This is a genomic window from Pseudomonas sp. GW823-FHT02C02, assembly GCF_058797635.1.
The window spans coordinates 58,550-80,120 of the sequence record NZ_JBXAJV010000009.1 but is presented as its reverse complement, the minus strand read 5'-3'; the positions used below and the strand labels follow the sequence as shown (position 1 = coordinate 80,120).

The window sequence follows — 21,571 nt, the reverse complement described above, 5'->3', positions numbered from 1 at the left end:
CCCGTATGCCAACAACAATAAATGCGACTGTTGATCCGGTCGAAGAAAAGCTGCGCAACTTTGTCGAAGGGCTGCTGGGTGGGAACATCACGGCGATGCAACGTCTGCTGCGCTGGCGTCCGGCGTGGAACCTTGAACTGCAACGCGATGGCGAAACCCTCCAATTGCATATTCGTGGCGAGCGAGGTGGTGATGTCAGTCCATTCCCGGAGCTGCGTCGGGAGGCGGATATTCTCACCTTGCTTGGTCAGCAGGGCGTACCGGTGCCGCGTATCTACGGCTTCTGCGAAGACCCGCAAGCCATCTTGATGGAGTTGGTGCCGGGGAGTCGTGATGTCAGCACGGCGAACACTGATACCGAGCGCCATGCCGTCGCACGTCAGTGGGTCGACGCCATGGCGCGCATGCACCAACTGCCGTTGCAACCCTTCATTGAACAGGGCATTCATCTGCCGACCAGTGCCGAGGGCATTACCCTTGCAGGTCTGGAAGCTTATTACCCGCTGTATGCGCGCAATAAAACCAGGCCTCAGCCTCTGGCCGAATTCGCCCTCGGCTGGTTGCGCCGCAATGTGCCGCAGCACCGTACCCGGCCTGCTTTCGTGCAGTACGATTCTGGGCAATACCTGTTCGAGAACGGACAGGTGAAGGGCCTCTACGATTTTGAATTCGCCATGATTGGTGATCCGTTGGCTGACCTGGCGTCGGCGCGGATGCGCGACAATTACGAGCCGCTCGGAGACAGTTTCGCGGACCTGTATCGCTACTATCAGCAAGTGACCGGCGAGCCGGCGGACCCCGATGTCGTGCGTTACCACACCGCGCTGTTTGCCACCGTCAGCACCATGCAGTTCTCGGCATCGGTGGCCACGCCACAACCGGGCGACCCCCACGACACCTACACCGAGTTCGACATCGCCCTGCGCCGGGTGGTGGTGCACGCGCTGGCCGAAGCCATGGGGGTGCCGCTGCAAACGCCAACACTGGAGATAGTCAGCAGCGGCCCGAATGCACAGTTGCTGACCATGCTCGCCGATGCCTTGGCGCAGGTGGAGGTCGGCAGTGACTTCCAGAAAACCAAGCTGCGCGCCGTGAGCAAACTGGTGGAGTACCTGGGCCGTGGCGATGCCATGGAATTGCATTTGCGCGAGTTGGAGCAGCAGGAGGCGCAAGTCCTGCTGGACCGCACCTTCAATGATTACAGCGAGATTGATGCAGCGCTGGAAGCCTTCGTCAAAAGCGCGGGGCCCGAATACGACGAACCCTTGCTGCGCCTGTTCATGGCGCACATCGAGCGGCGCGTGCTGGTTTACGGCAGCACCGCCATTGGCGCCTCCGCCAGCCACATCGACCTGCCACCCGTCGCCTGACAGGGTGAAACCTTTCTCGCCCGGTGGCTGGTCGCCGGGCCTTCGTTTTCGGAGTGTTTATGTCTGTCCCTGATAATGCGTTCCAGCATCGGTATGGCCCGTGGGCGGTGATTGCCGGAGCCTCCCATGGCGTGGGCGCGGCGTTTGCCCACGCCCTCGCCGAGCGTGGCCTCAGCTGCGTGCTGGTGGCGCGCCGTGGCGACGCCCTGGCGCAACTGAAAAGCGAATTGGAGCAACGTTACGCCATCGAGGTGCTGGTGGTGATCCAGGATCTTTCTCAGCCCGATGCCTGTGAGCGCTTGCTCGCAGCTGTCGGTGAACGCCAAATCGGTCTGTTTATCTACAACGCGGGCGGCGACCCTTACATCACGCGCTTTCTCGATACCTCGGTCGAGGGCTGGGGCGCCTTACTGCGCCTCAATTGCTTGACGGTGATGCAATGCAGCCACGCCTTTGGCGCTGCAATGCTGGAGCGCGGGCAGGGCGGCTTGCTGTTGGTGGGTTCACAGGCAGCCTTGGGGGGAATTCGCAAACTGGCGATGTACACCGCGACCAAGGGCTTTGCCCTTAACCTCGGTGAATCGCTATGGGCCGAGTGGAAAGACCGTGGCGTCGATGTGCTCAACCTGCTCATCGGCACTGTCGACACACCGACCATGCGCGCTGCCATGGTCAAACTGAACATTGCCGACGCCCTGACCATGACCTTGCCCAAAGCAGAAGACCTCGCGCTTATGGCGCTTGAACAACTGGGTAATGGTCCGACGCTGATTCACCCCGAAGATACCCTTGTCGAGGTCTTGAAAGCACCTGGCCCGGCACGCCGTGCCCAGGTGCTGAGCAAGAGCGCGGAAGCGGCTGTGTTTATCGGAAATAACTGAGGTCACCCACCATGAAAGGATTTGATAACGCAGAATTCAAACGCGGCTGGCGAGTGCTGATTCTGGCGTTGGTCGGCGTTGCCACCAGTTCCAGTTCGTTGCTGCTGTACAGCTTCAGTTCTATGGTGATTCCGCTGGAGCAGGCCATGGGCTGGGGCAGGGCGGAGTTGCAGGCGGCGATCACCGCATTGTCGCTGGGCACCATCGTCGCGTCGCAATTGGCCGGCTGGCTCAACTCACGCTACGGCTTACGCCGGGTCACGTTGCTGTCACTGCTGGCGTTGTCCCTGAGCGTTTTCACCCTGACCTGTATCAATGGCTCGATATGGACGCTTTACCTCGGATTTTTCCTGGTGCCGTTGGCCGGGTTGGGGACGTTGCAGGTGACTTGGTCGCACCTGGTGAACTTGTGGTTCGAGGAAAACCGTGGCCTGGCCTTGGCGATCATTCTCAGTGGCTCCGGACTGGCTGCCATCATGCTGCCGTTGATCACCGCCTGGGCGATCAGCCGCTGGAATTGGCAGGCGGGTTTCCTCGCGCTGGGCGTATTGCCGGTACTGCTGGCGTTGCCCTTGGCTTTACGATGGCTGTTGCCTACCACCGATGTCAGCCAAAACTCGACGCAACTCCACGCCACCAGTGAACAAACCGGCGGGCTACTGCTGCGCGAGGCGCTGCGCTCATGGCGGTTCTGGGTGTGCAACCTGTCGATGACGTTGGTGGTGTCGTGCGTGGTGGGCATGGTCACCAACATTGTGCCGTTGCTGCAGGACCGTGGCCTGAGCGCCCTGCAGGCCAGTCAGATTTTCGCCAGCTTCGGCGTGTCGCTGATCCTTGGCCGACTATTGGTGGGCTACCTGATTGACCGGTTGTGGGCGCCCGGTGTTGCCTCTGTGGCGCTGCTGGTGCCGGCACTTGCCTGCGGCATTTTTGCCTATGGGGATTCCAGTATTGCGATGTACACCCTCGCCACGTTGCTGGTCGGCGTGGGTGCCGGTGCCGAGTTCGATATCGCGGCCTTCCTGATTGCCCGTTACTTCGGTATGCGCGACTACGGCCGGTTGTTCGGCGCGCACCTGGGTTTGATTACCGCAGGAGCGGCGATCTCGCCTTTACTGTTCGCCGGTTTGTTCAAGCTCACCGGTGGCTACTCGGCCATGCTGTTGTTCAGTTTTATCTGCTTTGTCGTCGGCCCTTTGCTGTTGCTGACGTTGGGTGGGTATCCGCGATATCGGTCCGAGCCGTTAGCGGCCAATTGAGTAGGCTGTCGAAGTAAATATGGACAAATAATAGATTAATGTTCAATTATTGCTTCAAGTGCAGCCTGACAATAAAACAGACAAGGAGAATGCCATGCGTGCAGCAATCATTTCCGAGCGCAATGCGCCGCCGGTAGTGGGCGAGTTTCGTGATCCGCAGCCGCAAGACGGCTCGGTGCTGATCGATGTCGATACTGCTGGCCTTGGGGGCTGGGATGTACTCGGCGCCTACCGCCTGGGTGTTGAATATCCCTGTGTCATTCGCGGCGAAGGCGTCGGCCGTGCGCCGGATGGCCGTCGGGTGTATTTCGGCGAGCGCTCGGTGTTGCCGTTTGGTGCCTGGGCAGAGCGCACCCTGGTGCCGCAAGCCGAAGTATGGAATGTGCCGGACGACGTGGACGATAAAACCGCGATCAGCATGGGCATCGCTGCGACCGGCGCCATCGTGCCCCTGGAAAAAGCCGCGATTCAGAAGGGTGAGAAGGTGCTGATCTTGGGCGCCACCGGCACTCTCGGCCAGATCGCCCTGCAACTGGCGCGCGGTCTGGGTGCGGGCAAGGTGGTCGGTGCTGCGCGGTCCGCTGAAGCACTGGGCCGGTTGAAATCGCGAGGCCTTGCCGATGAAGTGGTGACTTTGGGTGGCAGCGATGATGTCGCTGCCCTCAAGGATGCAGCTGATGGCGGATTTGATGTGGTGCTCGACCTCGTTTGCGGTCAACCAATGTTGACGTCCCTGAAAGCCACCAATTGGGGAGCACGGATCATGACCATTGGCACGGGCGCCGGTCGTCAGCTCAATCTGGATATTGCCGATCTGTTGTTTCGCAACTTGTCGTGCATTGGCACTGGCCAGCGCCCGCCTGCAGACCGTGAACAGATCTGGCTGCGTCTGCTGAAAATCGCCAAAGAGCAGCAGATACAGGTGGATTACCTGGATTTCACCCTCGATCAGGCGGCTGAAGCCTGGGCCGCGCAGGTCAATGGGCCACACGCCAAAATCACCGCCACGATTCGTCGTTAAGGCCTGTATTAGAAGATCGGTCCGTGGCGAGGGAGCAAGCTCCCTCGCCACAGGTTCAGTGTCAGCGTTGGCGCTGATGGCGAAATTCCTCGGGTGTGACGCCGAGTTCTTTACGGAAGGCCGCACTGAAAGCGGCGGCGTTGTTGAAGCCGGCCTGATAGGCCACCTGTTTGATCAGCAACCGTGGGTCAGCCAACAGCGCCACGGCTTTTTGCAATCGGGTATGCGCGGCGTACTGGCGCAAGGTCATGCCGGTGGTGTTTTTGCAGCGACTGGACAGTGTCCGCAACGGCAGCTCGCAGGCCCGCGCCAGGTGGCTGAGAGAGCGGCCTTCATCACTGGCGCTGTCGAGCAGTTCACGCAGGATGTTGAGTTGACGAGGGCTGAGTTTTTCTACGTTGTGTGAGGCACTGATTGCCTCGTCGGGCGCATCGATAAATTCGCGGCGCAGGTCCAGGGCAATACTGGTGAGCAGGCACTCGGTGTGCAGTTCGCTGGCAAAGCCGGGGTTGGCGACTTCTTCGGCCAGCCGTTGCAACGAGGCGTGCAGGTAACCGCTTTGCAGATTGAGCATGGCTGCGCTGACGTTGTCCTGCCAGTTCCAGCGATAGCTGCCGAGGACGCCGAGTGATGAGGGATCGAACAGACACACCAGGGCCTTTTGCTCACCGGCATCGTGGCGCAGGTGGAATTCGGTGCCATGGGGAATGAACAACAGCTTGCCCAGAGGCTGGAATTGAGGCGCGCCGTGGCTGGAAAAACCGCCGCAGTTAGGCTTGATCTGCGAACTGGCAGGCAGCATCAGGCGTATCAGGCAACTGTCGCCGGTTTCGATCAAGGCTGTGCCGGTGTTGGACCATTGCGCATGTTCAACCCGGATGTCGAAGCCTTGTCTGGCCAATGAAGCTTCAGTCAGGAAATTGCCCGACGCTTCACAGTCGTACTCGCTGTAGTGGATCGCGTTCATTTTTCAACCTTCAGCCATTTTTATTATTGGCGCTGAAATTCGAAGGATAACGATACGTCAGGGCAGCTACCCGGTCTCGAGTGTAACCAGCGTGAGGACCAAGCTGTTTCATATATTCAGGCGCCAGGTATCGGAAAATCAGATGACAAAAGGCAAAGATATTTCGATGCGTCAACTGCGCTATTTCGTTGCCGCCGCCGACGCAGGCCAGTTTTCCCAGGCGGCGCTGAAGGCGCATGTATCGCAGTCGGCGATTACGGCGGCGGTGTTGCATCTGGAACAGTCCATGGGCGTCAGCCTGTTCGACCGCATGCCCCATGGCGTGACACTGACCGCTGAAGGCAACAAGTTTTCCCAGCATGCCCGCCACATTCTCGACACCCTGCAGGATGCGCTCAGTGAACCGCTGTTCCTCGGCCATGCGATGCAGGGCACCGTGCGGGTAGGCGCCTCCTACACTGTGCTGGGCTATTTTCTGCCCGCGCTGCTGGCACGCTTCAAACGCAGCTACCCTCAGGTCGAGATCGACCTGATCGACATGGACCGCCAGAGCATCGAAGAAGCCCTGAGCAATGGCGATCTCGATCTCGGGCTGGCGATTGTCTCCAATACGCAGAACCTGCACGGTTTTGCTCACCATGTGCTGATTCGTTCGCGCCGCCAGCTCTGGTTAGCTAGTCAGCACCCTTTGATGTCCGCCACTTCGATCAATCTTGAAGACGTCGCCGAGCATGCCTATATCCTTGCTACGGTCGATGAGGGGGAGACCTCGACCTTGCGCTATTGGGAATCCCGCGGACTGGCACCCAAGGTGGCTTTTCGCACCTCATCCATGGAGGCATTGCGCGGGCTGGTGGGGCATGGATTCGGCGTGACCATTCTCTCGGACATGCTGTACCGGGCCTGGTCCCTGGAAGGCAAAAAGATTGAAATCCGTCCGTTGGTGGACGTGATTCCACCCATGGAACTGGGGCTGATCTGGCTGCCGGAGAACTGTTTGTCGGCGCCGGCGCAGGCATTTCGGCAGTTTCTGATCATGGCCTGTGCCTCCTAGCGTCGCTACTGGCGCACGCTGTTCTCAGGCGGCCAGGTGCCGTTGTTCATCAGGCTGTCGAAGGTTTCGGTCATTTCCCTTGCCGGGTTCGGATAATCGTGACGCACCCACCACAGCCACAGCCCCACCAGGGCACCGACGAAACAGCGCACGGCGGCTTCGCCGCGTAGTTGATCGACTTGGTACAGCCCCTGTTTCCGATAATGCTCCCGGACCTGGATGATCAGGATATTTTCCAGGTGCGCGAGAATCACGTTTTGTCCCGGGCCGCTGAAAAACGCCGTCGTCAGTGCCGCATGGCGTTCGGTGGCGCTGAACAGCCAGGCCGAAACATCCAGCAGGACACGGCGGTCGCCATCGACTTCGGTGACCTTGGTCGAGGGGATGCCAATGGCTTCGTACCCGGCAACGATCAGATCCTCCTTGTCGCGAAAGTGCGCGTAGAAGGTGGAGCGCGCCACCCCCGTACTGTCCAGTAATTGCTGGACGGTGATCCCCTCGTAGCCCTTTTCCAGCGCCAGGCGATACATGTGGTCCAGCAGCAGTTCCCGGGTGCGTTGGGAACGCAAGGCGTGGCGTTGGCTGGAGTGGTTTTTATCGGCTGTTTGCACGGAAGCTAAGTGAAACATTCTGAACCTCGGCAGCGCTTTTTATTGGTTTCATGACGTCGGGCACAGGGGCTTCCCGGCGGTGATCGGCACACAATGACAGAGGATGTTTGGCACCAGCAGAATTAGTTTTAGAACATCTTCAACGAAAGTGTTAATGAATTCCGTTTATGCCGTACAGATTTGCGCTTCTGTTCGTTGTGGCTTTGCGCCTGCGGCCTTACCGTTTCTCCAGTCCGATAGAGACCTGGAGAACAATAATGAGTAACGGTCCTGAAACGCCTGCACCTGTTCCTGCGCACATCCCCATGCACCTTGTCCGCGATTTCGATCTGTGGGCGGAGCTCACCGCCCAGGGCGAAAACGCCTATGCCTGGGCCGCCGAACTGCACCGGACAACCCCGCCGATTTTTTGGATTCCACGTTTAAGCTTCTTACCCGGCACCTGGGTACCTCGGCGTGCCGAGGACCTGCGGCGTATTCTGCAAGACCCGCAAACCTTCAGCAGCGTCGGCCTTACACCCTACGCGATGTTGCTCGGTGAAAGCTGGCGCCTGGCGCCACTGGAAATCGATCCGCCTGAACACGCCAAATACCGCGCATTGCTTAATCCGCTGTTCACGCCGAAAAAGGTTGAGGCCCTGGAGCAGAACATCCGCCAGTTGGCCAACCAATTGATAGATGAGGTGCAAGCCGACGGTCGTTGCGATTTCAACGAAGCGTTCGCCAAACCGTTTCCCACGTTGATCTTCTTGACCCTCATGGGCTGGCCGCTGGAAGACCGGCCATTGTTCCAGCACTGGACGCAGACACTGATCAAAAGCGTCGACCTGCAAACGGTGACCGACAACGCACGGGCGATCACCGACTGGATCCGCAACCACATCGCCGAGCGGCGTGCCAATCCCGGTGATGACTTCACCAGCTATCTGCTGACCAGCGAGATTGATGGCCGGCCGCTGACCGACGATGAAATGCTCGGCATCAACTTCCTGATTTTCATTGCCGGCCTGGATACGGTGACCTCTTGCCTGGGTTTGTTTTTCCGGCATCTGGCGCGCAATCCCGAGCAGCAAGCCCAACTGCGGGCCAACCCCGAACTGATTGGCGACGCGGTGGAAGAGCTGCTGCGCTCTTACTCGATCGTCAATATGCGCCGCACGGTGACCTGCGACGTGCAGATCGGCGAAGTCATGATGAAGAAAGGCGACATGGTGCTGATCAGCACCGAGTTGGCCAACCTCGACCCCGAAGTATTCGATGAGGCTGACAAAGTCGACTTCCAGCGCAGTGCCGGTGCATCGCCGCACATGGCGTTTTCCTATGGTGTGCACCGTTGCGTCGGCTCGCACCTGGCGCGCCGTGAACTTCGGATTGCCCTGGAGTTGTGGTTGCAACGGCTGCCGCTCCTGCGCATCGCTGACGACACCACGCCCAAATTCAACGCCTTCGGCGTATTCGGCATGGAAGACTTGCACCTGCAATGGGACCAGCCGGGCACCACGGCAACCGCCTCGAACAAACAGGCGGCCAACGCATGAAAGTGTTGATCAATCAATCCGGCTGTGTGGGTCATGCCCGCTGCAACAACGTCGCGCCCACGCTCTATCCCCTCGGTGACAACGGCTACATCGCCAGCAGCGGCTTCAGTGTACCGATTGGGGAAGAGGGGCTGGCGAAACGGGGCGCCCGGGCCTGCCCGGAACGGGTGATCGAGGTTCGCGAGACATCCGACGAACCCCGGTGAGTGCCGCCCTGTTGATGGAAGACTTTCAGCAACCCGCAAAAGAAGAACAACAATGAGCAAAACCTACGACTACATCATCATCGGTGCGGGGTCATCTGGCTGCGTTTTGGCCAATCGCTTGTCCGCCGACTCGACCGTTTCGGTGCTGCTGATCGAGAGCGGCCCGGATCACACCAGCCCGTTGATTGCCATGCCCCGTGGCATTGGCAAACTGCTCAGCCCCGGCAATCCGCATGTGTGGAGCTACAAGGCGGCACGCGGTGAGGGCATGAGCGACGAGCAATGGCTCAAGGGCAAAACGATTGGTGGCTCCAGTTCGGTCAACGGCATGGTCTACGTACGGGGAGCACCCGCCGATTATGACCATTGGGAAGCGCAAGGCTGCGCCGGTTGGGGCTGGAAAGACATGGGCCGGCAGTTTGTCGCCCTCGAAGACCACCAGTTGGGCAAGAGCCAATGGCGCGGAGTCGGTGGTCCGCTCAAAGTCACCGTGCACCCGTCGGGCCACGCCCTGTGCGATGCCGTCATCAGCGCGGCCGGTGAGCTGGGTGTGGCGCGCACTGAAGACACCAATCATATCGACTCGGTCACTCAGGGTGGCTTCGGCTATCAGCCGCAAACCACCTGGAAAGGCAAGCGATTCAGCGCCGCCAAGGCCTTTCTCGACCCGGTGCGCGCACGTCCGAATTTGACGGTAATGACCGGCACGGATGTGCAACGCATCGAGTTCAGCAAGCACCGTGCCTGTGCCGTGCAGGTCAACAACAGCGCCGGCAAGGGACGCTTCGAAGTGCGCCGCGAGGTGTTGTTGTGCGCCGGTGCCATTGAATCGCCGAAGCTGTTGCAACTGTCTGGCATCGGCCCCGCCGCACTGTTGAACTCGCTGGGTATCAGTGTGCTGCACGACGCCCCCGAGGTCGGGCGCAACCTGCGTGAGCACGTGTACATGGCCATGCAGTACCGGGTCACCCGTGGCAGCTTCAATCATTGCTTCCATGGGATTGGGTTACTCGGTGCAGTGGCCCAATACTTTTTGCGCAAGAAAGGACCGATGACCCACGCCGCCCACGAGGCCGGCGGCTTTATCAAGACCCGCCCCGAACTGGAGCGACCGGACGCGCAAATTGGCGTCAGCCTCTATTCCATGGACGGTGACGGCAACAAGGTCGAAATCGACAAGCAGCCCGGCCTGACCATCGGCGGCTATTTCCTGCGTCCACAGAGCCAGGGTGAGGTGCGCATTCAATCGGCAGACGCCACGGTTCCACCCCGGATTAACGCCAATTATTTGAGCGCCGAGATCGATCGCACCTCCGCAATTGCCTTGTTTCGCTGGTTCCGCCGTCTGGCTGCGCAGCCGGTGCTCAAGCCATTCATTGTCGGCGAGCTGACACCGGGGCCGAAGGTTGAAAGCGACGCGCAAATTCTTGCCGCGTTCCGCCGCTTCGGCCAGACCGCCTATCACGTTTCCGGAACCTGTCGCATGGGTGCCGACAGCGCCTCGGTGCTCGACCCTGAACTGCGAGTGCGTGGCGTCGAGGGCCTGCGTGTGGTCGACACCTCGGTGATGCCGTGCCTGGTTTCTGGCAACACCAATGCCCCGGCCATGGCCATTGCCATGCGCGCTGCAGAAATCATTACCGGCAAAGTCTCAGGAGATCCAACACCATGAGTGTTCCCTTTACCCAGCTGGACAAGCTGTACATCGATGGGGCGTGGGTGGGTGTCGACGGTCCGCGCGAAGCGGTGCTCAACCCCGCCACCGAAGCGGTCATCGGTCATGCACCGAGCGGTGATCTGCACAGCGCCGACGCGGCCATTGCCGCCGCTCGCAACGCCTTTGATAACGGCCCCTGGCCGTGGTTGAGCATGACCGAACGAGCCGGGTACATGCGGCGGATGCACGCCGCTTTGGTGGCCAAAAGGGAGCAGATTGCCGCGCTGATCATCGCTGAAGTCGGCTGCTCGCAAGGCGTGACTTACGCCATGCAGGTGGATATGCCGCTGGGCCATGTGCTGACCGCGATCGCGCAGTCTCTGCACGGCGACAGCCTGCAGATTCCAGTGCAGGCCAATCCCAATCCGTTCAACCCGACCGGGCCGATGATCCTCGGCAGCGGCACGGTGGAGCGTGAGGCGATTGGGGTGGTGGCCGGTATCACCGGCTACAACTTTCCGTTTCTGCTCAATCTGGCCAAGGTGTTTCCCGCCTTGCTGGCCGGCAACACCCTGATGCTCAAACCTTCGCCATTTACCCCGTACTCGGCGCTGTTGTTTGGTCAGATCGCTGAAGAAATCGGCTTGCCCAAAGGCGTGCTCAACATTGTCACCGGCGGTATTGAAGTGGGCAGCCTGCTGAGCAGCGACCCGCGTGTGGACATGGTCTCGTTCACCGGTTCGGAAACGGTGGGGATGAGCATCATGAGTCAGGCAGCGCCGACCCTGAAGCGCGTGCATCTGGAACTGGGCGGCAAATCGGCATTGATCGTGCGCGCCGATGCCGACATTCAGGCCACCGCCTTGGGGGCCGTTGCCGGGCTGGCGGTCAACGCGGGGCAGGGCTGTGCGCTGCTGACGCGCTTCGTGGTGCATCACTCGGTACGCGAGCAATTCGTGCAGTGCGCCAAAGCCATTGCCGGGCAGTGGAAGGTCGGTGACCCGGCGGATCCCAGCGTGATGATGGGCCCGCTGATCCGCGAGTCGCAGCGCGCCAAGGTCGAGCATTTCATCGCCAGCGGCCGCGATGCCGGGGCCGCGCTGGTGTGTGGTGGTGGCCGACCTGCGCACCTGCGCCAGGGCTTCTTCAGCGACATCACCCTGTTCGATGACGTGCGCAACGACATGCTGATTGCCCAAGAGGAAATCTTCGGGCCGGTGGGGGTGGTGATCGGTTTCGACAGCGATGACGAAGCCGTGGCCATCGCCAATGATTCGCGCTTTGGCCTCAACGCTGCCGTGGCTTCGGCCGATGCCGCCACCGCCTACGCCCTGGCCAGACGCATCCGTGCGGGCAGCGTGTACCTCAATGGCGGCAGCGGCAGCCTGCCTTATGCGCCGATTGGCGGCTTCAAGCGTTCAGGCCTGGGCCGCGAATTCGGGCCGAACTGGCTCAAAGAGTTCACCCAGGAAAAATCCATCATTTACCCCATCGGGCGCTAGCCATGCAGCCCTGCGACCGGGGTGCAGACAAAACGACTGACAATAAAAACAAAAGGTGGTTTGCATGAAAAAGATCAGTAAACAGGGGCGCATGCGAGCCCAGCGGGCGATGGTACTGCTGGCGGTCGGGGAAATGGCGTTGGGTTTCGGTGGTGCGGTGTTGGCGGCACCGATCGAACTGTCCAACCCGGACTTTCACCTGCGTTGGGACAACACCCTGCGCTACAACCTGGGGATGCGCATGGAGGACCAGGACCGGCGCATCATGAACAACCCCAACTACGATGAATCCGACGGTAAGTTCGACAAGGGCGACATCGTCACCAACCGTATCGACTTGCTCACCGAACTCGATTTTGCCTACCGCAAGGACTGGGGAGCGCGGCTCAGCGCTGCCGGCTGGTATGACCAGGCGTACCACGATAACGATGTGCGCAGTCATGTTGCCGGATTCCAGACCAGCTATGACAACGATCATTACAGTTCGGAAGTGAAGCGCTACGTCGAAGGCCCCTCGGGGGAAATACTCGACGCCTTCGTCTGGAAGAACTTTCGCCTGGGCGATGCATCGGTGAACGTCAAGATTGGCCGCCATACCAACTTCTGGGGCGAAGGATTACTGTTCGGCGCCCATGCGATTTCCTACTCGCAAGCGCCGCTCGATGGCGCCAAGGCGGTGACCAGTCCTGGCATTGAAACCAAGGAAGTGTTCTTGCCCATCGGACAGATATCCGTCAAGGCTCAGGCCACCGATAACCTGACCCTGGCCGCGCAGTATTTCTACGAGTGGGACTACACGCGCATCCCGTACGGCGGCACCTACTTTGGCGCGGCGGACCCGTTTTTCGAAGGCCCGGACCGCTTGCCGGTAGCCCCGGGTTTTTCCTTCAATCGGGAGAAATCGAAATACGGTCGCGACTCCGCCAACTGGGGTCTGATGGCCAAGTACGACGTTGAAGCGATTCAATCGACGTTGGGTGCGTACTACCGCCAGTTCGATGATTACCAGCCCTGGCTGGCGCCAGAAATTTCGGCTGCCACCGGCAGCTACCGCCTGGTATACCCACGCAGCGTCAAACTGGTCGGCCTGAGTCTTTCGACTGTGCTCGACACGGTGTCGATCGGTAGCGAGATCTCGTATCGCAAGGGCGGTGCCTTGAACGCGGTCGGCGTCGACCCCTCCGACAACGAAGGGCCGCGTGGCGATACGTTCCACTTCGTCGCCAACGCCGTGTACGGCGTGCCGCGTAACTTTATCGCCAACAACGCCACCCTGGTGGGCGAGTTCGCCTACAGCCATCTGCGCAAAGTGACCGAGCACGAAGAGCTTTATCTGGGTGAGAACAGCAGTAACTGCGTCGATCCACGAGTGGGCACGCCCGGCTCAGGTGGCAAACGCGACGGCTGTTCGACCCGGGATTACGCGGCCATCGCGGTCAATTACACCCCGCAATACCTGTCGGTATTCCCGTCCTGGGACATGACCGTACCGCTGACCGTCAATTATGGTCTGTCGGGCAACGCCGCCAGCGCCGGCGGCGGTAACGAAGGCGCGCTGACCTGGTCTGCGGGCGTGCAACTGACCTATGCCCAACGTTACGAATTTGGCTTGCGTTACTCCGACACGGACGCCCAATCGAAAAATATCCCCGGGGACACCGTCGGGGGGAACGGCGCCGTGGGCGGAACCGACCGTGGCTGGCTGGCCTTTACCTTCAAAACCTCCATCTAAAAGAGCCAAGAAGCGGAGTACCTGTTTATGAAAGGACAATTTGCATGGGCATTGGCGCTGTTGAGCATCGCTACTTGCAGCCAGGGGGCGGCACCGGCCGACCAGGTGGCACAAATCGGTAAAACTGTGACGCCGTTCGGCGCGATCATCGCGGGTAATGCCGATGGCAGCATTCCCCCGTACACGGGTGGCCTGACGCAGAGCCCGCCAGGCTTCAAGCCGGACAGCGGATTCTGGGCCGACCCCTTCAAGGATGAAAAACCGCTGCTGCGGATCAACTCGAAAAACATGGAGCAGTACGCCGACCGCTTGAGCGGCGGGCAAAAAATGCTGCTGAGTAAATTCCCCGACTACTATCTGGATATTTACCCCACCCACCGCACCGCGGCGTACCCGCAAGCGTTGCTCGATGCCTCGCTGCGCAACGCCAGCAACTGCCGCACGACCAAGGACAACCTCGCGGTCGATCCGGCGTGCCGAGGGGGGCTGCCGTTCCCGCTGCCGCAAAACGGCAACGAGGTCATCTGGAATCAGCAACTGCGCTACAAGGGCACGGGGTACACCACCACGGCATCGTCCAACAGTTGGGTAGTCGATTCCCAGGGTTCGGTGACCAAGACCGCCGAGTCCGCGACCATGGAAGAGGCGCCGTACTACCAGACTCAGCAGGCCGATCGCGATCCGCAGTTGTATTACCGCGCCTGGGCGTTGGACAGTTACCCGGCCCGCAGCGCCGGGCAACTGATCATCCTCGCCGACTACCTCGACCCGCAAAGCCAGCCACGGCGTGCCTGGAGTTACACTCCAGGGATGCGCCGCATCAAGTTGGCGCCGGAGTTCGCCTACGACACGCCAGTGCCCAACCAGGGCGGTGTGAACCTGTTCGACGAATTGCAGATGTTCTCCGGCAGCCAGGACCGCTTCGACTACAAACTATTGGGCCGCAAGGAGATGTACATTCCGTACAACGCCTACAAGTTCTACTTCAGTTGCGGCCAGGAAGAACAGTTCAAGCCGCATCATGCCAACCCGGTTTGCGAGCGCTGGGAACTGCACCGGGTGTGGGTGGTGGAAGCGACCCTGAAACCGGGTAAACGCCACGTCTACAGCAAGCGCACTTACTACCTCGACGAAGACACCTTTGGTGCCGGCCTGTATGACGCCTGGGACCAGGGCGGGGTGATGTATCGCGCACTGTTCCAGAGCGGCGTGCAGCTGTACGACAAAAACCTGCCGTACACGGTGAAAAACGTCAGCTATGACTTCAACAAAGGCATGTGGTCATTGCTCAACGATGGGCTCAAGGGCGGGTATCGGGTACACGATGCGCCATTATCGGAGCGCGATATGAAACCTGAGTCGATTGTTTCACAGGAGACACAACGCTGATTTCATCGAGTGGACACGCATTTGCGGCCTGAGAGGGCCGCTTTTTTTGTCCGGATTTTATAAAAAGGCAGCCCTGCGACTCATATTTAAATGAACACATATTGGAAATGTGTTTATATTATTAGAGGTGCAGTTATCCCTTAAATTGATCCGAATGCCCTGCGAGCGGGTCGTTCGGTCTGCTGGCTAATTACAACAAGGAGAACGCCATGCTGATTGATGTCCACGCCCACTTGCTGACTGAGGGCATGCTGAACCGCCACGAGTTTTGGGGGCCATTCATGAAAGTGCAGGGGCTGACCGTGGGGCATTTTTCCCTCGGCACCAAGCAACCGGCCAAAGCCGCGACGGATGCCGAAGCGCAGGCCAATATCCTCGCGCGCATGAGCCACGCCAGCCGTCGCAAGCTGATGGCCGAGCGGGGTGTCGACAAACTGGTGATGTCGACGCCGTCTCACTGCTTTATGTATTGGGCGGGTGATTTCGCTAATGAATACGCACGCATTTGCAACGACGAGTTGTCGGCATTTTGCCGGGCTGATCCCGACCACTTCGATTTCTGGTGCCACGCCAACCTCGCGGATCCGCTGAATGCGGCCAAGGAAATCGAACGCGCGGTGACTCAGTTGGGCGCCAAGGGTGTGTGCGTCGGCGGGGCCAACTTCAATGGTCTGGAGGCTCACGACGAACGCCTGTTCCCCGTCTGGGAAAAACTCACCCAGCTGGATGTACCGATCATGGTGCACGGCTTCAACCAGTCGATTTACTGGGGTGAAAAACACACGGACGACAAGTTCGAAACCACGTCCATCGTTGGTGACTGCGTCGATGAAACGCTGTTCTTCTGGTACCTGATCTGCGGCGGCGCGCTGGATGTTTTCCCGACGTTGAAAACCTACATCACTCACGCCGGTGGCATGGCGGTGTTCCAGTTGGGGCGCCTGAGCGAACTGAATCGGGCCATGGCACCGGACTCGCGCAATCAGCGGCCGTTGATGGATTACCTGCAGAATTTTTACTTCGACCTCGACGTTCATGCGCCCGGCTTGCGTCGCGGTGTTGCCGAGGTGGTGGGGGCGGAGCGTCTGCTGTACGGCACCAACTTTGGCGGGGCCTATGACCATGGCGATCTGACCGAAGGCATCGGCTTGTCTGCTGAAGACCGCGAGAGGATTCGCAGCGGTAACGCGATTGAACTGCTCAAGCTGAAGGTGCCGGCCAACGCTGGTCGGGTGCTGACACCGTGACGGATAGTCCGCTGGGGCGGCCTTACCCGCAGCGCAGTGGACGCCTGCCTCGACACCTGAGCGAGATCGACGCCGCCTGGCTTACGCAATTATTGCAGCCACGCTACCCAGGCATCGAGGTGCTGGCGTTGACGGCGGTGGAGGTACGTAACGGGCACACCACCAAATTCCGCGTCAGACTTGAGTTGAATGAGGTCGGTCAGCGCGCGGGTATTCCTGCGCACGTGTGCCTGAAGTCGAATTGGTCCGAAGGTTTCGAGAGCGGCGATATCTGTGAGCTGGAAGCGCGCTTTTATCAGTTGGCGAGCGGCTGGCCCGACGCGCCACTGCCAGAAATCTATTTCACCGACTGGGACGCCGATGGAGGCGGCCGAGGCGTGGTGATGATGGAAGACCTCGGCCTGGCCGCGGGGCAATTTGGCCATAGCACCGATCACCTGGGCGTGGACGGTGTGGCTCGGGGGCTGGAATCACTGGCGACCTTGCATGCTGCCACCTGGAACAGTCCGCAGCTACGGGGCCAGGGCTGGCTGCCGGTGTCGATGGCCAACCCGGTGGACAGCGACGGCCTGCTGCGCATGTACAACTACATCAAGGTCAATCTGCGCAAACCGGAATACCACCGACTGTTGCCAAAGTGGATGTACCAGACACCGGAGTTATTCAGCCATGCCTTTGACGAATTGGCAGCCTTCGAACGGGAGCAGACGTCACCCGGCTGTCTGATCCATGGCGATTCACATCAGGGCAATAGTTTTTTACGCAGCGACGGTCAGCGCATCTGGCTGGATTGGCAGCTCGCCCGGTATGGCCGGCCATGGCGCGATGTCGCGTACTTCATGCTGGGTGCGTTGACCGTGGCGGAGCGTCGCGCCGATGCGCAGCGATTGCTGGCGATCTACCGCGACAAATTGATCAGCCTCGGTGCCGAGGGTGTGCTCGACCAGGATGCGGCCTGGGAGCAATTGCGGCGTTGGCCGGTTTGGGGGATGCAGACCTGGATGTCGAACATGGATGAATGGGGGCAGGCGGGAATGCCGATGGTGGAACGTTTCTTCGCCGCCGCAGAAGACTTCGATACCGTACGCTTGCTGACCCATGGTCGTAAGCCTCGGCGGACGCCTTTACTTGGGCAGGATGCGCGGCCACTGACGCTAGCCTACCAGCACCTGTTGGAAAAATGAGCGAGACCAACCAGCAAGAGTGTGGACTCGCTCGATAATGCAAAACCACGGGCAAGTCAGTCACTTAGCGGCTTCGGTCAGGACCCGTGCGGGTTTCCATTGCGCCAATCCAATCCCCAGCAAAATCAATCCGCCGCCGACCGCGTGGTACAGGTGCAATGTTTCCCCCAGCAACACAATCGCCAACACCGCGGTAAATAACGGGACCAGGTTCATCAGCACGGCGGTTTTTTCCGGCCCCAGGGTTTGCAGGCCTCGCATCCATAAGCCGGGTGCCAGCGCCGAGGCAAACAGACCCGCGAACAACACCAGCGGGACATTACTGGTTGTCAGGGCTATCGAAGGGGCCAGCAAAAAGGGCGGCACCAACAGCAGAGTGCCGCAGATTATTTGCACGTAAAGGCTTTCCCAGGTCGGCAATGGAATCTGCCAGCGCTTGACCAGCACGCAGTACAACGCGTACGACAGCGAGGCCAGCAACATCATCAATTCCCCTCGGCCAACCCCGTGTGCCCAGAGCGAGGGCAGGTTGCCTGCGGCCAGCAACCACGTCAGCCCGGCAAACGACACCAGAGCGCCGACCAATAACGTCACGGTCGGTCGGGTATTGAGCAGGGGAAAGGCGAGCAGCACGGTGAGCAGGGGCATTGTCGCCAGGATCAGACCCATGGAAGTGGCGCTGACAGTGTGCGCAGCGAAATACGCCAGCGACTGGTACAGCGACATGCCGAGCAAGCCCAGCAACCACAGCTTGGGCAGGTGCGGCCGAATCTGCCGCCGCAACCGCCAGACCCTGGGCAACAACACCGGTGACAACACCAGCAGCGCGACCAGCCAGCGGTAAAAGGAAATGGCGGCGGGGTCAATCACCCCAACCGACAGGCGATTGACCACGGTACTGGCGGCCCAGATCAGTGTGGCAAGAACAGGGAACAGCAAGTTCATCACGGGTGCGCCAACGTTGAGGGTGCGCAGTGCGCAGTGCGCACCGGAGCGGTTATCGATGTGTAATCGCGTTATTCGCTGGCAGCGTTACGTGCGGCGATCGTCGCGGCAAAATCGCGTTTAAGGGTTGGGAAGTAGGCGATCTGTCCGCCCATGCCGCCGGCAATGTCGATCGAGGCGGCGCTGATGAAACTGGCATATTCGCTGGCGAGAAACAGTGCCATGCCGGCAACGTCTTCTGGTTTACCGTAGCGGCCGAGCGGTACGACCTTCATCACCATGGCATCGAATTCCTCGCGACTGACGCCCGGTCCCATTTCCTTGTAATGACGGTCCCACTGGCCGGTATCGATCCAGCCCATGTTCAGGCTGTTGACCAGGATATTGTCCTTGGGCAGCGACATGCCCAGCGAGCGGGAGAGGGCGATGCACGATGCGCGGTTAATCACCGAAGGGATGCCGTCGGGCGTTGGAATCACCCCGGCCAGGGCGTTGATTTCGATGATCCGCCCCCAGCGCTGTTCACGCATGAACGGCACCACCGCCTGGACGAAGCGGAAATGCCCCATTTGCAGAATGTTGGCATGTTCGAGGATAACTTCCGGGGTCAGGGTGTCGAGGTTGCCGCCACGGCCTTGACCGGCGTTGTTCACCAATACATCGACCCCGCCCCACGCGTGTGCAACTTCAGCAACAAACGCCTTGACCCCCTCACTGTCCGTCACGTCGACAGCCCGGGCAATCACCGCCTGAGCGTGTTCCGCGAGTTGCGCGCCGACTTCGCGGACGTCTGCCTCGCTACGTGCGCATATCGCTACCCGTGCCCCTTCAGCGGCGAATGCCCGGGCGATGGCCAGACCAATGCCTCGGGAAGCGCCTGTGATGATCACGCGCTTGGCCCTCAAATCAATATTCATGGTGGCTCCTCTTGTTTTTTTTCTGCCGGTTCAACTGCCGTTTTTCCTGCGCAACGCCACGAGTTCTGTGGGTATGACAGGGCTATTGAAAGCCTAAAGCCGAATAGCGTCAAAGTTTATTTGAACGTTTATTAGTTTTGTGTGCAGTATTTACCGGTTGGAGCACCTTTGCTGGAACGATTCTTCACTTTGACGGGTGTACAATTCTATATAGAGAATTGAAATCTTTATGTGGAATTTTATTTTGCGATCCGTTACGGTGACTTCAGCTGAGGAGGAAAGCGGTTCTGGATGCGTGCCAGACCTCTTGAGCGGACTGTCCAGGCGAGACATTCAACGATATTGTGGGGTTGCGCAAATCGCTGGAAGGACCGTTTGAACGCACATAGCGACTGAAAATAACAATAAAAGGTAGTGTGTATGAATCATAAGACCAAGCAGAGTCGGCTGGTACTGGCTCAAGGTGCGCTTACGCTGATGATGGTTGGGGGCGCTCAAGGCGTCATGGCGCTCTCGTTCGATCTGCCGAACCCCGACTATCGCCTGCGCTGGGACAACACAGTCCGCTACAACCTGGGCATGCGGACTGACAGTCAGGACAGTCGCATCATGAACACGCCGAACTTCGACGAGTCCGACGGCAAATTCGATAAAGGCGATATTGTTACAAATCGTCTCGATGTGTTGAGTGAACTCGACTTTTCCTACCTCAACGAGTGGGGCGGACGCCTCAGTGGTGCAGGCTGGTTCGACCAGGCATATAACGATCACGATGTGAAAAGTAACGTGCCCGGCTACGCCACCAGCTATCACAACAACCGCTACAGCGATGAAGTGAAACGCTACATGAACGGCCCTTCGGGAGAGATTCTCGATGCCTTCGTCTGGCGCAACTTCAACATCGGCGAGACACCGGTCAACCTGAAAGTCGGTCGGCATACCAACTACTGGGGTGAGAGCTTGCTGTTCGGCGCACACGCCGTTTCCTACTCCCAGGCACCCAGCGATGGTGTGAAAGCCTCGACCAGTCCGGGTATCGAAACCAAGGAAGTGTTCCTGCCGGTCGGGCAGATCTCGGCCAAGGCCCAGGTCACTGATCACCTCTCTGTTGCCGGTCAATACTTCTATGAATGGGAGCCCACTCGCATTCCTTATGGTGGTACCTATTTTGGCGCGGCCGACCCATTGTTTGAAGGGCCGGACCAACTTCCAGTGGCGGCTAACGGAGCGACGTTGCAGCGTCAGGATTCGCGCTTCGGTCGCGATGGCAAAAACTGGGGTGTGATGGCCAAACTCAACGTTGAAGAAGTCGAATCGACGTTCGGCGCCTACTATCGCCAGTTCGACGACTACCAGCCTTGGCTGGCCCCGCAGGTCAAAGCCGCACTCGGCTCGTATCGCGTGGTTTACCCACGAGGCGTGAAGCTGGCGGGTGTCAGTTTCGCTCGCGTATTCAACACGGTGGCGGTCGGCTCTGAACTGTCCTACCGCATGAACGGTGCCTTGAATGCCACCGGCGTCAGCGCGCTGGACGACGAAGGCCCGCGCGGCGACACCATTCACTTTATTGCCAACGCTGTTTACGGCGTGCCGCGTAACTTCATTTCGAACAACGGGACCCTCGTCGGTGAGTTCGCCTACAGCCACTTGCAGCGCGTGACCGAACACGAAGAGCTCTATAAAGGTGTCGGAAAAGCCGCCTGCACCAACGCCAGAACCCCAGGCATCGCCGGGTCCGGCAGTGAGTCGGATGGCTGCTCCTCGAAAGATTATTACGCGGTCGCGGTCAACTACACTCCGCAATACATCTCGATCTTCCCTTCCTGGGACATGGATGTACCTCTCACTGTCAATTACGGCCTGCATGGCAACGCACCAACAGCCGGTGGCGGCAGCGAAGGTGCGCTGTCTTACTCCGTTGGCGTCAAACTCACTTATGCCCAGTTGTATGAATTCGGCCTGCGTTATGCCGATACAGCGGCCCAACCGAAGAACCTGGCCAATGGCACCGTCGCCGGTAACGGTAACGTAGGTGGTGAAGACCGCGGCTGGCTGGCTTTTACCTTCAAGACCTCCTTCTGATAAATCAAA

Annotated in this window: 18 protein-coding genes; 14 read left to right on the top strand and 4 right to left on the bottom strand. The window is 59.6% G+C overall.

Going from position 1 to position 21,571, the window contains the following annotated elements; all coding sequences use genetic code 11:
* Window positions 1–5: 5 nt before the first annotated feature.
* The 4 genes from AC1ROI_RS17655 to AC1ROI_RS17640 all read left to right on the top strand — a co-directional run bounded on the left by AC1ROI_RS17655 (window position 6) and on the right by AC1ROI_RS17640 (window position 4,531).
* Window positions 6–1,370, top strand: coding sequence for a phosphotransferase family protein (locus AC1ROI_RS17655; RefSeq protein ID WP_083376095.1), 1,365 nt, complete (start codon window positions 6–8; stop codon window positions 1,368–1,370).
* A gap of 59 nt (window positions 1,371–1,429) precedes the next feature.
* Window positions 1,430–2,251: an SDR family NAD(P)-dependent oxidoreductase gene (locus AC1ROI_RS17650; RefSeq protein WP_083376096.1), complete on the top strand. Its 822-nt coding sequence runs from the start codon at window positions 1,430–1,432 to the stop codon at window positions 2,249–2,251.
* Window positions 2,252–2,262: 11 nt separating this feature from the next.
* Window positions 2,263–3,510, top strand: a complete 1,248-nt coding sequence (locus AC1ROI_RS17645) for an MFS transporter (RefSeq protein WP_083376097.1) — start codon at window positions 2,263–2,265, stop codon at window positions 3,508–3,510.
* Window positions 3,511–3,604: 94 nt separating this feature from the next.
* Window positions 3,605–4,531, top strand: coding sequence for a quinone oxidoreductase family protein (locus AC1ROI_RS17640; protein WP_083376098.1), 927 nt, complete (start codon window positions 3,605–3,607; stop codon window positions 4,529–4,531).
* A gap of 61 nt (window positions 4,532–4,592) precedes the next feature.
* On the opposite strand, the gene AC1ROI_RS17635 is transcribed toward AC1ROI_RS17640, so the two are convergent.
* Window positions 4,593–5,498: a helix-turn-helix domain-containing protein gene (locus AC1ROI_RS17635; RefSeq protein ID WP_083376099.1), complete on the bottom strand. Its 906-nt coding sequence runs from the start codon at window positions 5,496–5,498 to the stop codon at window positions 4,593–4,595.
* Window positions 5,499–5,640: 142 nt separating this feature from the next.
* Here AC1ROI_RS17635 and AC1ROI_RS17630 point away from each other — a divergent pair, with 142 nt between their 5' ends.
* Window positions 5,641–6,552 carry a LysR family transcriptional regulator gene (locus AC1ROI_RS17630; protein ID WP_083376100.1) on the top strand — a complete coding sequence of 304 codons (912 nt, stop codon included), beginning with the start codon at window positions 5,641–5,643 and terminating at the stop codon, window positions 6,550–6,552.
* A gap of 5 nt (window positions 6,553–6,557) precedes the next feature.
* On the opposite strand, the gene AC1ROI_RS17625 is transcribed toward AC1ROI_RS17630, so the two are convergent.
* On the bottom strand, window positions 6,558–7,181 hold the full coding sequence (locus tag AC1ROI_RS17625; RefSeq protein WP_083376101.1) for a TetR/AcrR family transcriptional regulator: 624 nt from the start codon (window positions 7,179–7,181) through the stop codon (window positions 6,558–6,560).
* 239 nt (window positions 7,182–7,420) lie between these two features.
* On the opposite strand from AC1ROI_RS17625, the gene AC1ROI_RS17620 reads away from it, so the two are divergent.
* The 8 genes from AC1ROI_RS17620 to AC1ROI_RS17585 all read left to right on the top strand — a co-directional run bounded on the left by AC1ROI_RS17620 (window position 7,421) and on the right by AC1ROI_RS17585 (window position 17,618).
* On the top strand, window positions 7,421–8,701 hold the full coding sequence (locus AC1ROI_RS17620) for a cytochrome P450 (protein ID WP_102594089.1): 1,281 nt from the start codon (window positions 7,421–7,423) through the stop codon (window positions 8,699–8,701).
* Entirely contained in the window at window positions 8,698–8,907 is a 210-nt protein-coding gene (locus AC1ROI_RS17615; RefSeq protein ID WP_083376103.1) for a ferredoxin, read from the top strand. Before AC1ROI_RS17620 ends, AC1ROI_RS17615 begins: the two co-directional genes overlap by 4 nt.
* Window positions 8,908–8,959: 52 nt before the next feature.
* Entirely contained in the window at window positions 8,960–10,579 is a 1,620-nt protein-coding gene (locus tag AC1ROI_RS17610; RefSeq protein ID WP_083376104.1) for a GMC family oxidoreductase, read from the top strand.
* Window positions 10,576–12,066 (top strand): aldehyde dehydrogenase family protein, encoded by a 1,491-nt coding sequence (locus tag AC1ROI_RS17605; protein WP_083376105.1) that lies wholly within the window; start codon window positions 10,576–10,578, stop codon window positions 12,064–12,066. The genes AC1ROI_RS17610 and AC1ROI_RS17605 overlap by 4 nt, the downstream gene beginning before the upstream one ends.
* A gap of 64 nt (window positions 12,067–12,130) precedes the next feature.
* The gene (locus tag AC1ROI_RS17600; RefSeq protein WP_083376106.1) at window positions 12,131–13,798 is read left to right on the top strand and encodes a DUF1302 domain-containing protein; all 1,668 of its coding nucleotides are present in this window, start codon (window positions 12,131–12,133) and stop codon (window positions 13,796–13,798) included.
* A gap of 27 nt (window positions 13,799–13,825) precedes the next feature.
* Complete coding sequence (locus AC1ROI_RS17595) at window positions 13,826–15,187, top strand: DUF1329 domain-containing protein (protein ID WP_083376107.1); 1,362 nt, start codon at window positions 13,826–13,828, stop codon at window positions 15,185–15,187.
* Between the two features lie 209 nt (window positions 15,188–15,396).
* The gene (locus AC1ROI_RS17590; protein WP_083376108.1) at window positions 15,397–16,434 is read left to right on the top strand and encodes an amidohydrolase family protein; all 1,038 of its coding nucleotides are present in this window, start codon (window positions 15,397–15,399) and stop codon (window positions 16,432–16,434) included.
* Window positions 16,431–17,618 carry a phosphotransferase family protein gene (locus AC1ROI_RS17585; protein ID WP_102594486.1) on the top strand — a complete coding sequence of 396 codons (1,188 nt, stop codon included), beginning with the start codon at window positions 16,431–16,433 and terminating at the stop codon, window positions 17,616–17,618. Before AC1ROI_RS17590 ends, AC1ROI_RS17585 begins: the two co-directional genes overlap by 4 nt.
* 60 nt (window positions 17,619–17,678) lie before the next feature.
* Here AC1ROI_RS17585 and AC1ROI_RS17580 read toward each other — a convergent pair whose 3' ends face one another.
* A complete protein-coding gene (locus AC1ROI_RS17580) occupies window positions 17,679–18,563 on the bottom strand; it encodes a DMT family transporter (protein WP_083376109.1) in 885 nt (294 codons plus the stop codon).
* A 71-nt stretch (window positions 18,564–18,634) separates the two neighbouring features.
* On the bottom strand, window positions 18,635–19,480 hold the full coding sequence (locus AC1ROI_RS17575) for an SDR family oxidoreductase (RefSeq protein ID WP_083376110.1): 846 nt from the start codon (window positions 19,478–19,480) through the stop codon (window positions 18,635–18,637).
* 420 nt (window positions 19,481–19,900) lie between these two features.
* Between AC1ROI_RS17575 and AC1ROI_RS17570 the strand changes: the two genes are divergently transcribed.
* Window positions 19,901–21,562, top strand: a complete 1,662-nt coding sequence (locus tag AC1ROI_RS17570; protein ID WP_083376111.1) for a DUF1302 domain-containing protein — start codon at window positions 19,901–19,903, stop codon at window positions 21,560–21,562.
* The last annotated feature ends 9 nt before the right edge of the window (window positions 21,563–21,571 follow it).

Bases quoted from the DNA above. Each gene is read 5' to 3' on its own strand.
- AC1ROI_RS17590 (WP_083376108.1), top strand. From the start codon at position 15,397: ATGCTGATTGATGTCCACGCCCACTTGCTGACTGAGGGCATGCTGAAC.
- AC1ROI_RS17605 (WP_083376105.1), top strand. From the start codon at position 10,576: ATGAGTGTTCCCTTTACCCAGCTGGACAAGCTGTACATCGATGGGGCG.
- AC1ROI_RS17615 (WP_083376103.1), top strand. From the start codon at position 8,698: ATGAAAGTGTTGATCAATCAATCCGGCTGTGTGGGTCATGCCCGCTGC.
- AC1ROI_RS17640 (WP_083376098.1), top strand. From the start codon at position 3,605: ATGCGTGCAGCAATCATTTCCGAGCGCAATGCGCCGCCGGTAGTGGGC.
- AC1ROI_RS17570 (WP_083376111.1), top strand. From the start codon at position 19,901: ATGAATCATAAGACCAAGCAGAGTCGGCTGGTACTGGCTCAAGGTGCG.
- AC1ROI_RS17630 (WP_083376100.1), top strand. From the start codon at position 5,641: ATGACAAAAGGCAAAGATATTTCGATGCGTCAACTGCGCTATTTCGTT.
- AC1ROI_RS17635 (WP_083376099.1), bottom strand. From the start codon at position 5,498: ATGAACGCGATCCACTACAGCGAGTACGACTGTGAAGCGTCGGGCAAT.
- AC1ROI_RS17655 (WP_083376095.1), top strand. From the start codon at position 6: ATGCCAACAACAATAAATGCGACTGTTGATCCGGTCGAAGAAAAGCTG.
- AC1ROI_RS17580 (WP_083376109.1), bottom strand. From the start codon at position 18,563: ATGAACTTGCTGTTCCCTGTTCTTGCCACACTGATCTGGGCCGCCAGT.
- AC1ROI_RS17625 (WP_083376101.1), bottom strand. From the start codon at position 7,181: ATGTTTCACTTAGCTTCCGTGCAAACAGCCGATAAAAACCACTCCAGC.
- AC1ROI_RS17620 (WP_102594089.1), top strand. From the start codon at position 7,421: ATGAGTAACGGTCCTGAAACGCCTGCACCTGTTCCTGCGCACATCCCC.
- AC1ROI_RS17610 (WP_083376104.1), top strand. From the start codon at position 8,960: ATGAGCAAAACCTACGACTACATCATCATCGGTGCGGGGTCATCTGGC.
- AC1ROI_RS17600 (WP_083376106.1), top strand. From the start codon at position 12,131: ATGAAAAAGATCAGTAAACAGGGGCGCATGCGAGCCCAGCGGGCGATG.
- AC1ROI_RS17645 (WP_083376097.1), top strand. From the start codon at position 2,263: ATGAAAGGATTTGATAACGCAGAATTCAAACGCGGCTGGCGAGTGCTG.
- AC1ROI_RS17575 (WP_083376110.1), bottom strand. From the start codon at position 19,480: ATGAATATTGATTTGAGGGCCAAGCGCGTGATCATCACAGGCGCTTCC.
- AC1ROI_RS17595 (WP_083376107.1), top strand. From the start codon at position 13,826: ATGAAAGGACAATTTGCATGGGCATTGGCGCTGTTGAGCATCGCTACT.
- AC1ROI_RS17650 (WP_083376096.1), top strand. From the start codon at position 1,430: ATGTCTGTCCCTGATAATGCGTTCCAGCATCGGTATGGCCCGTGGGCG.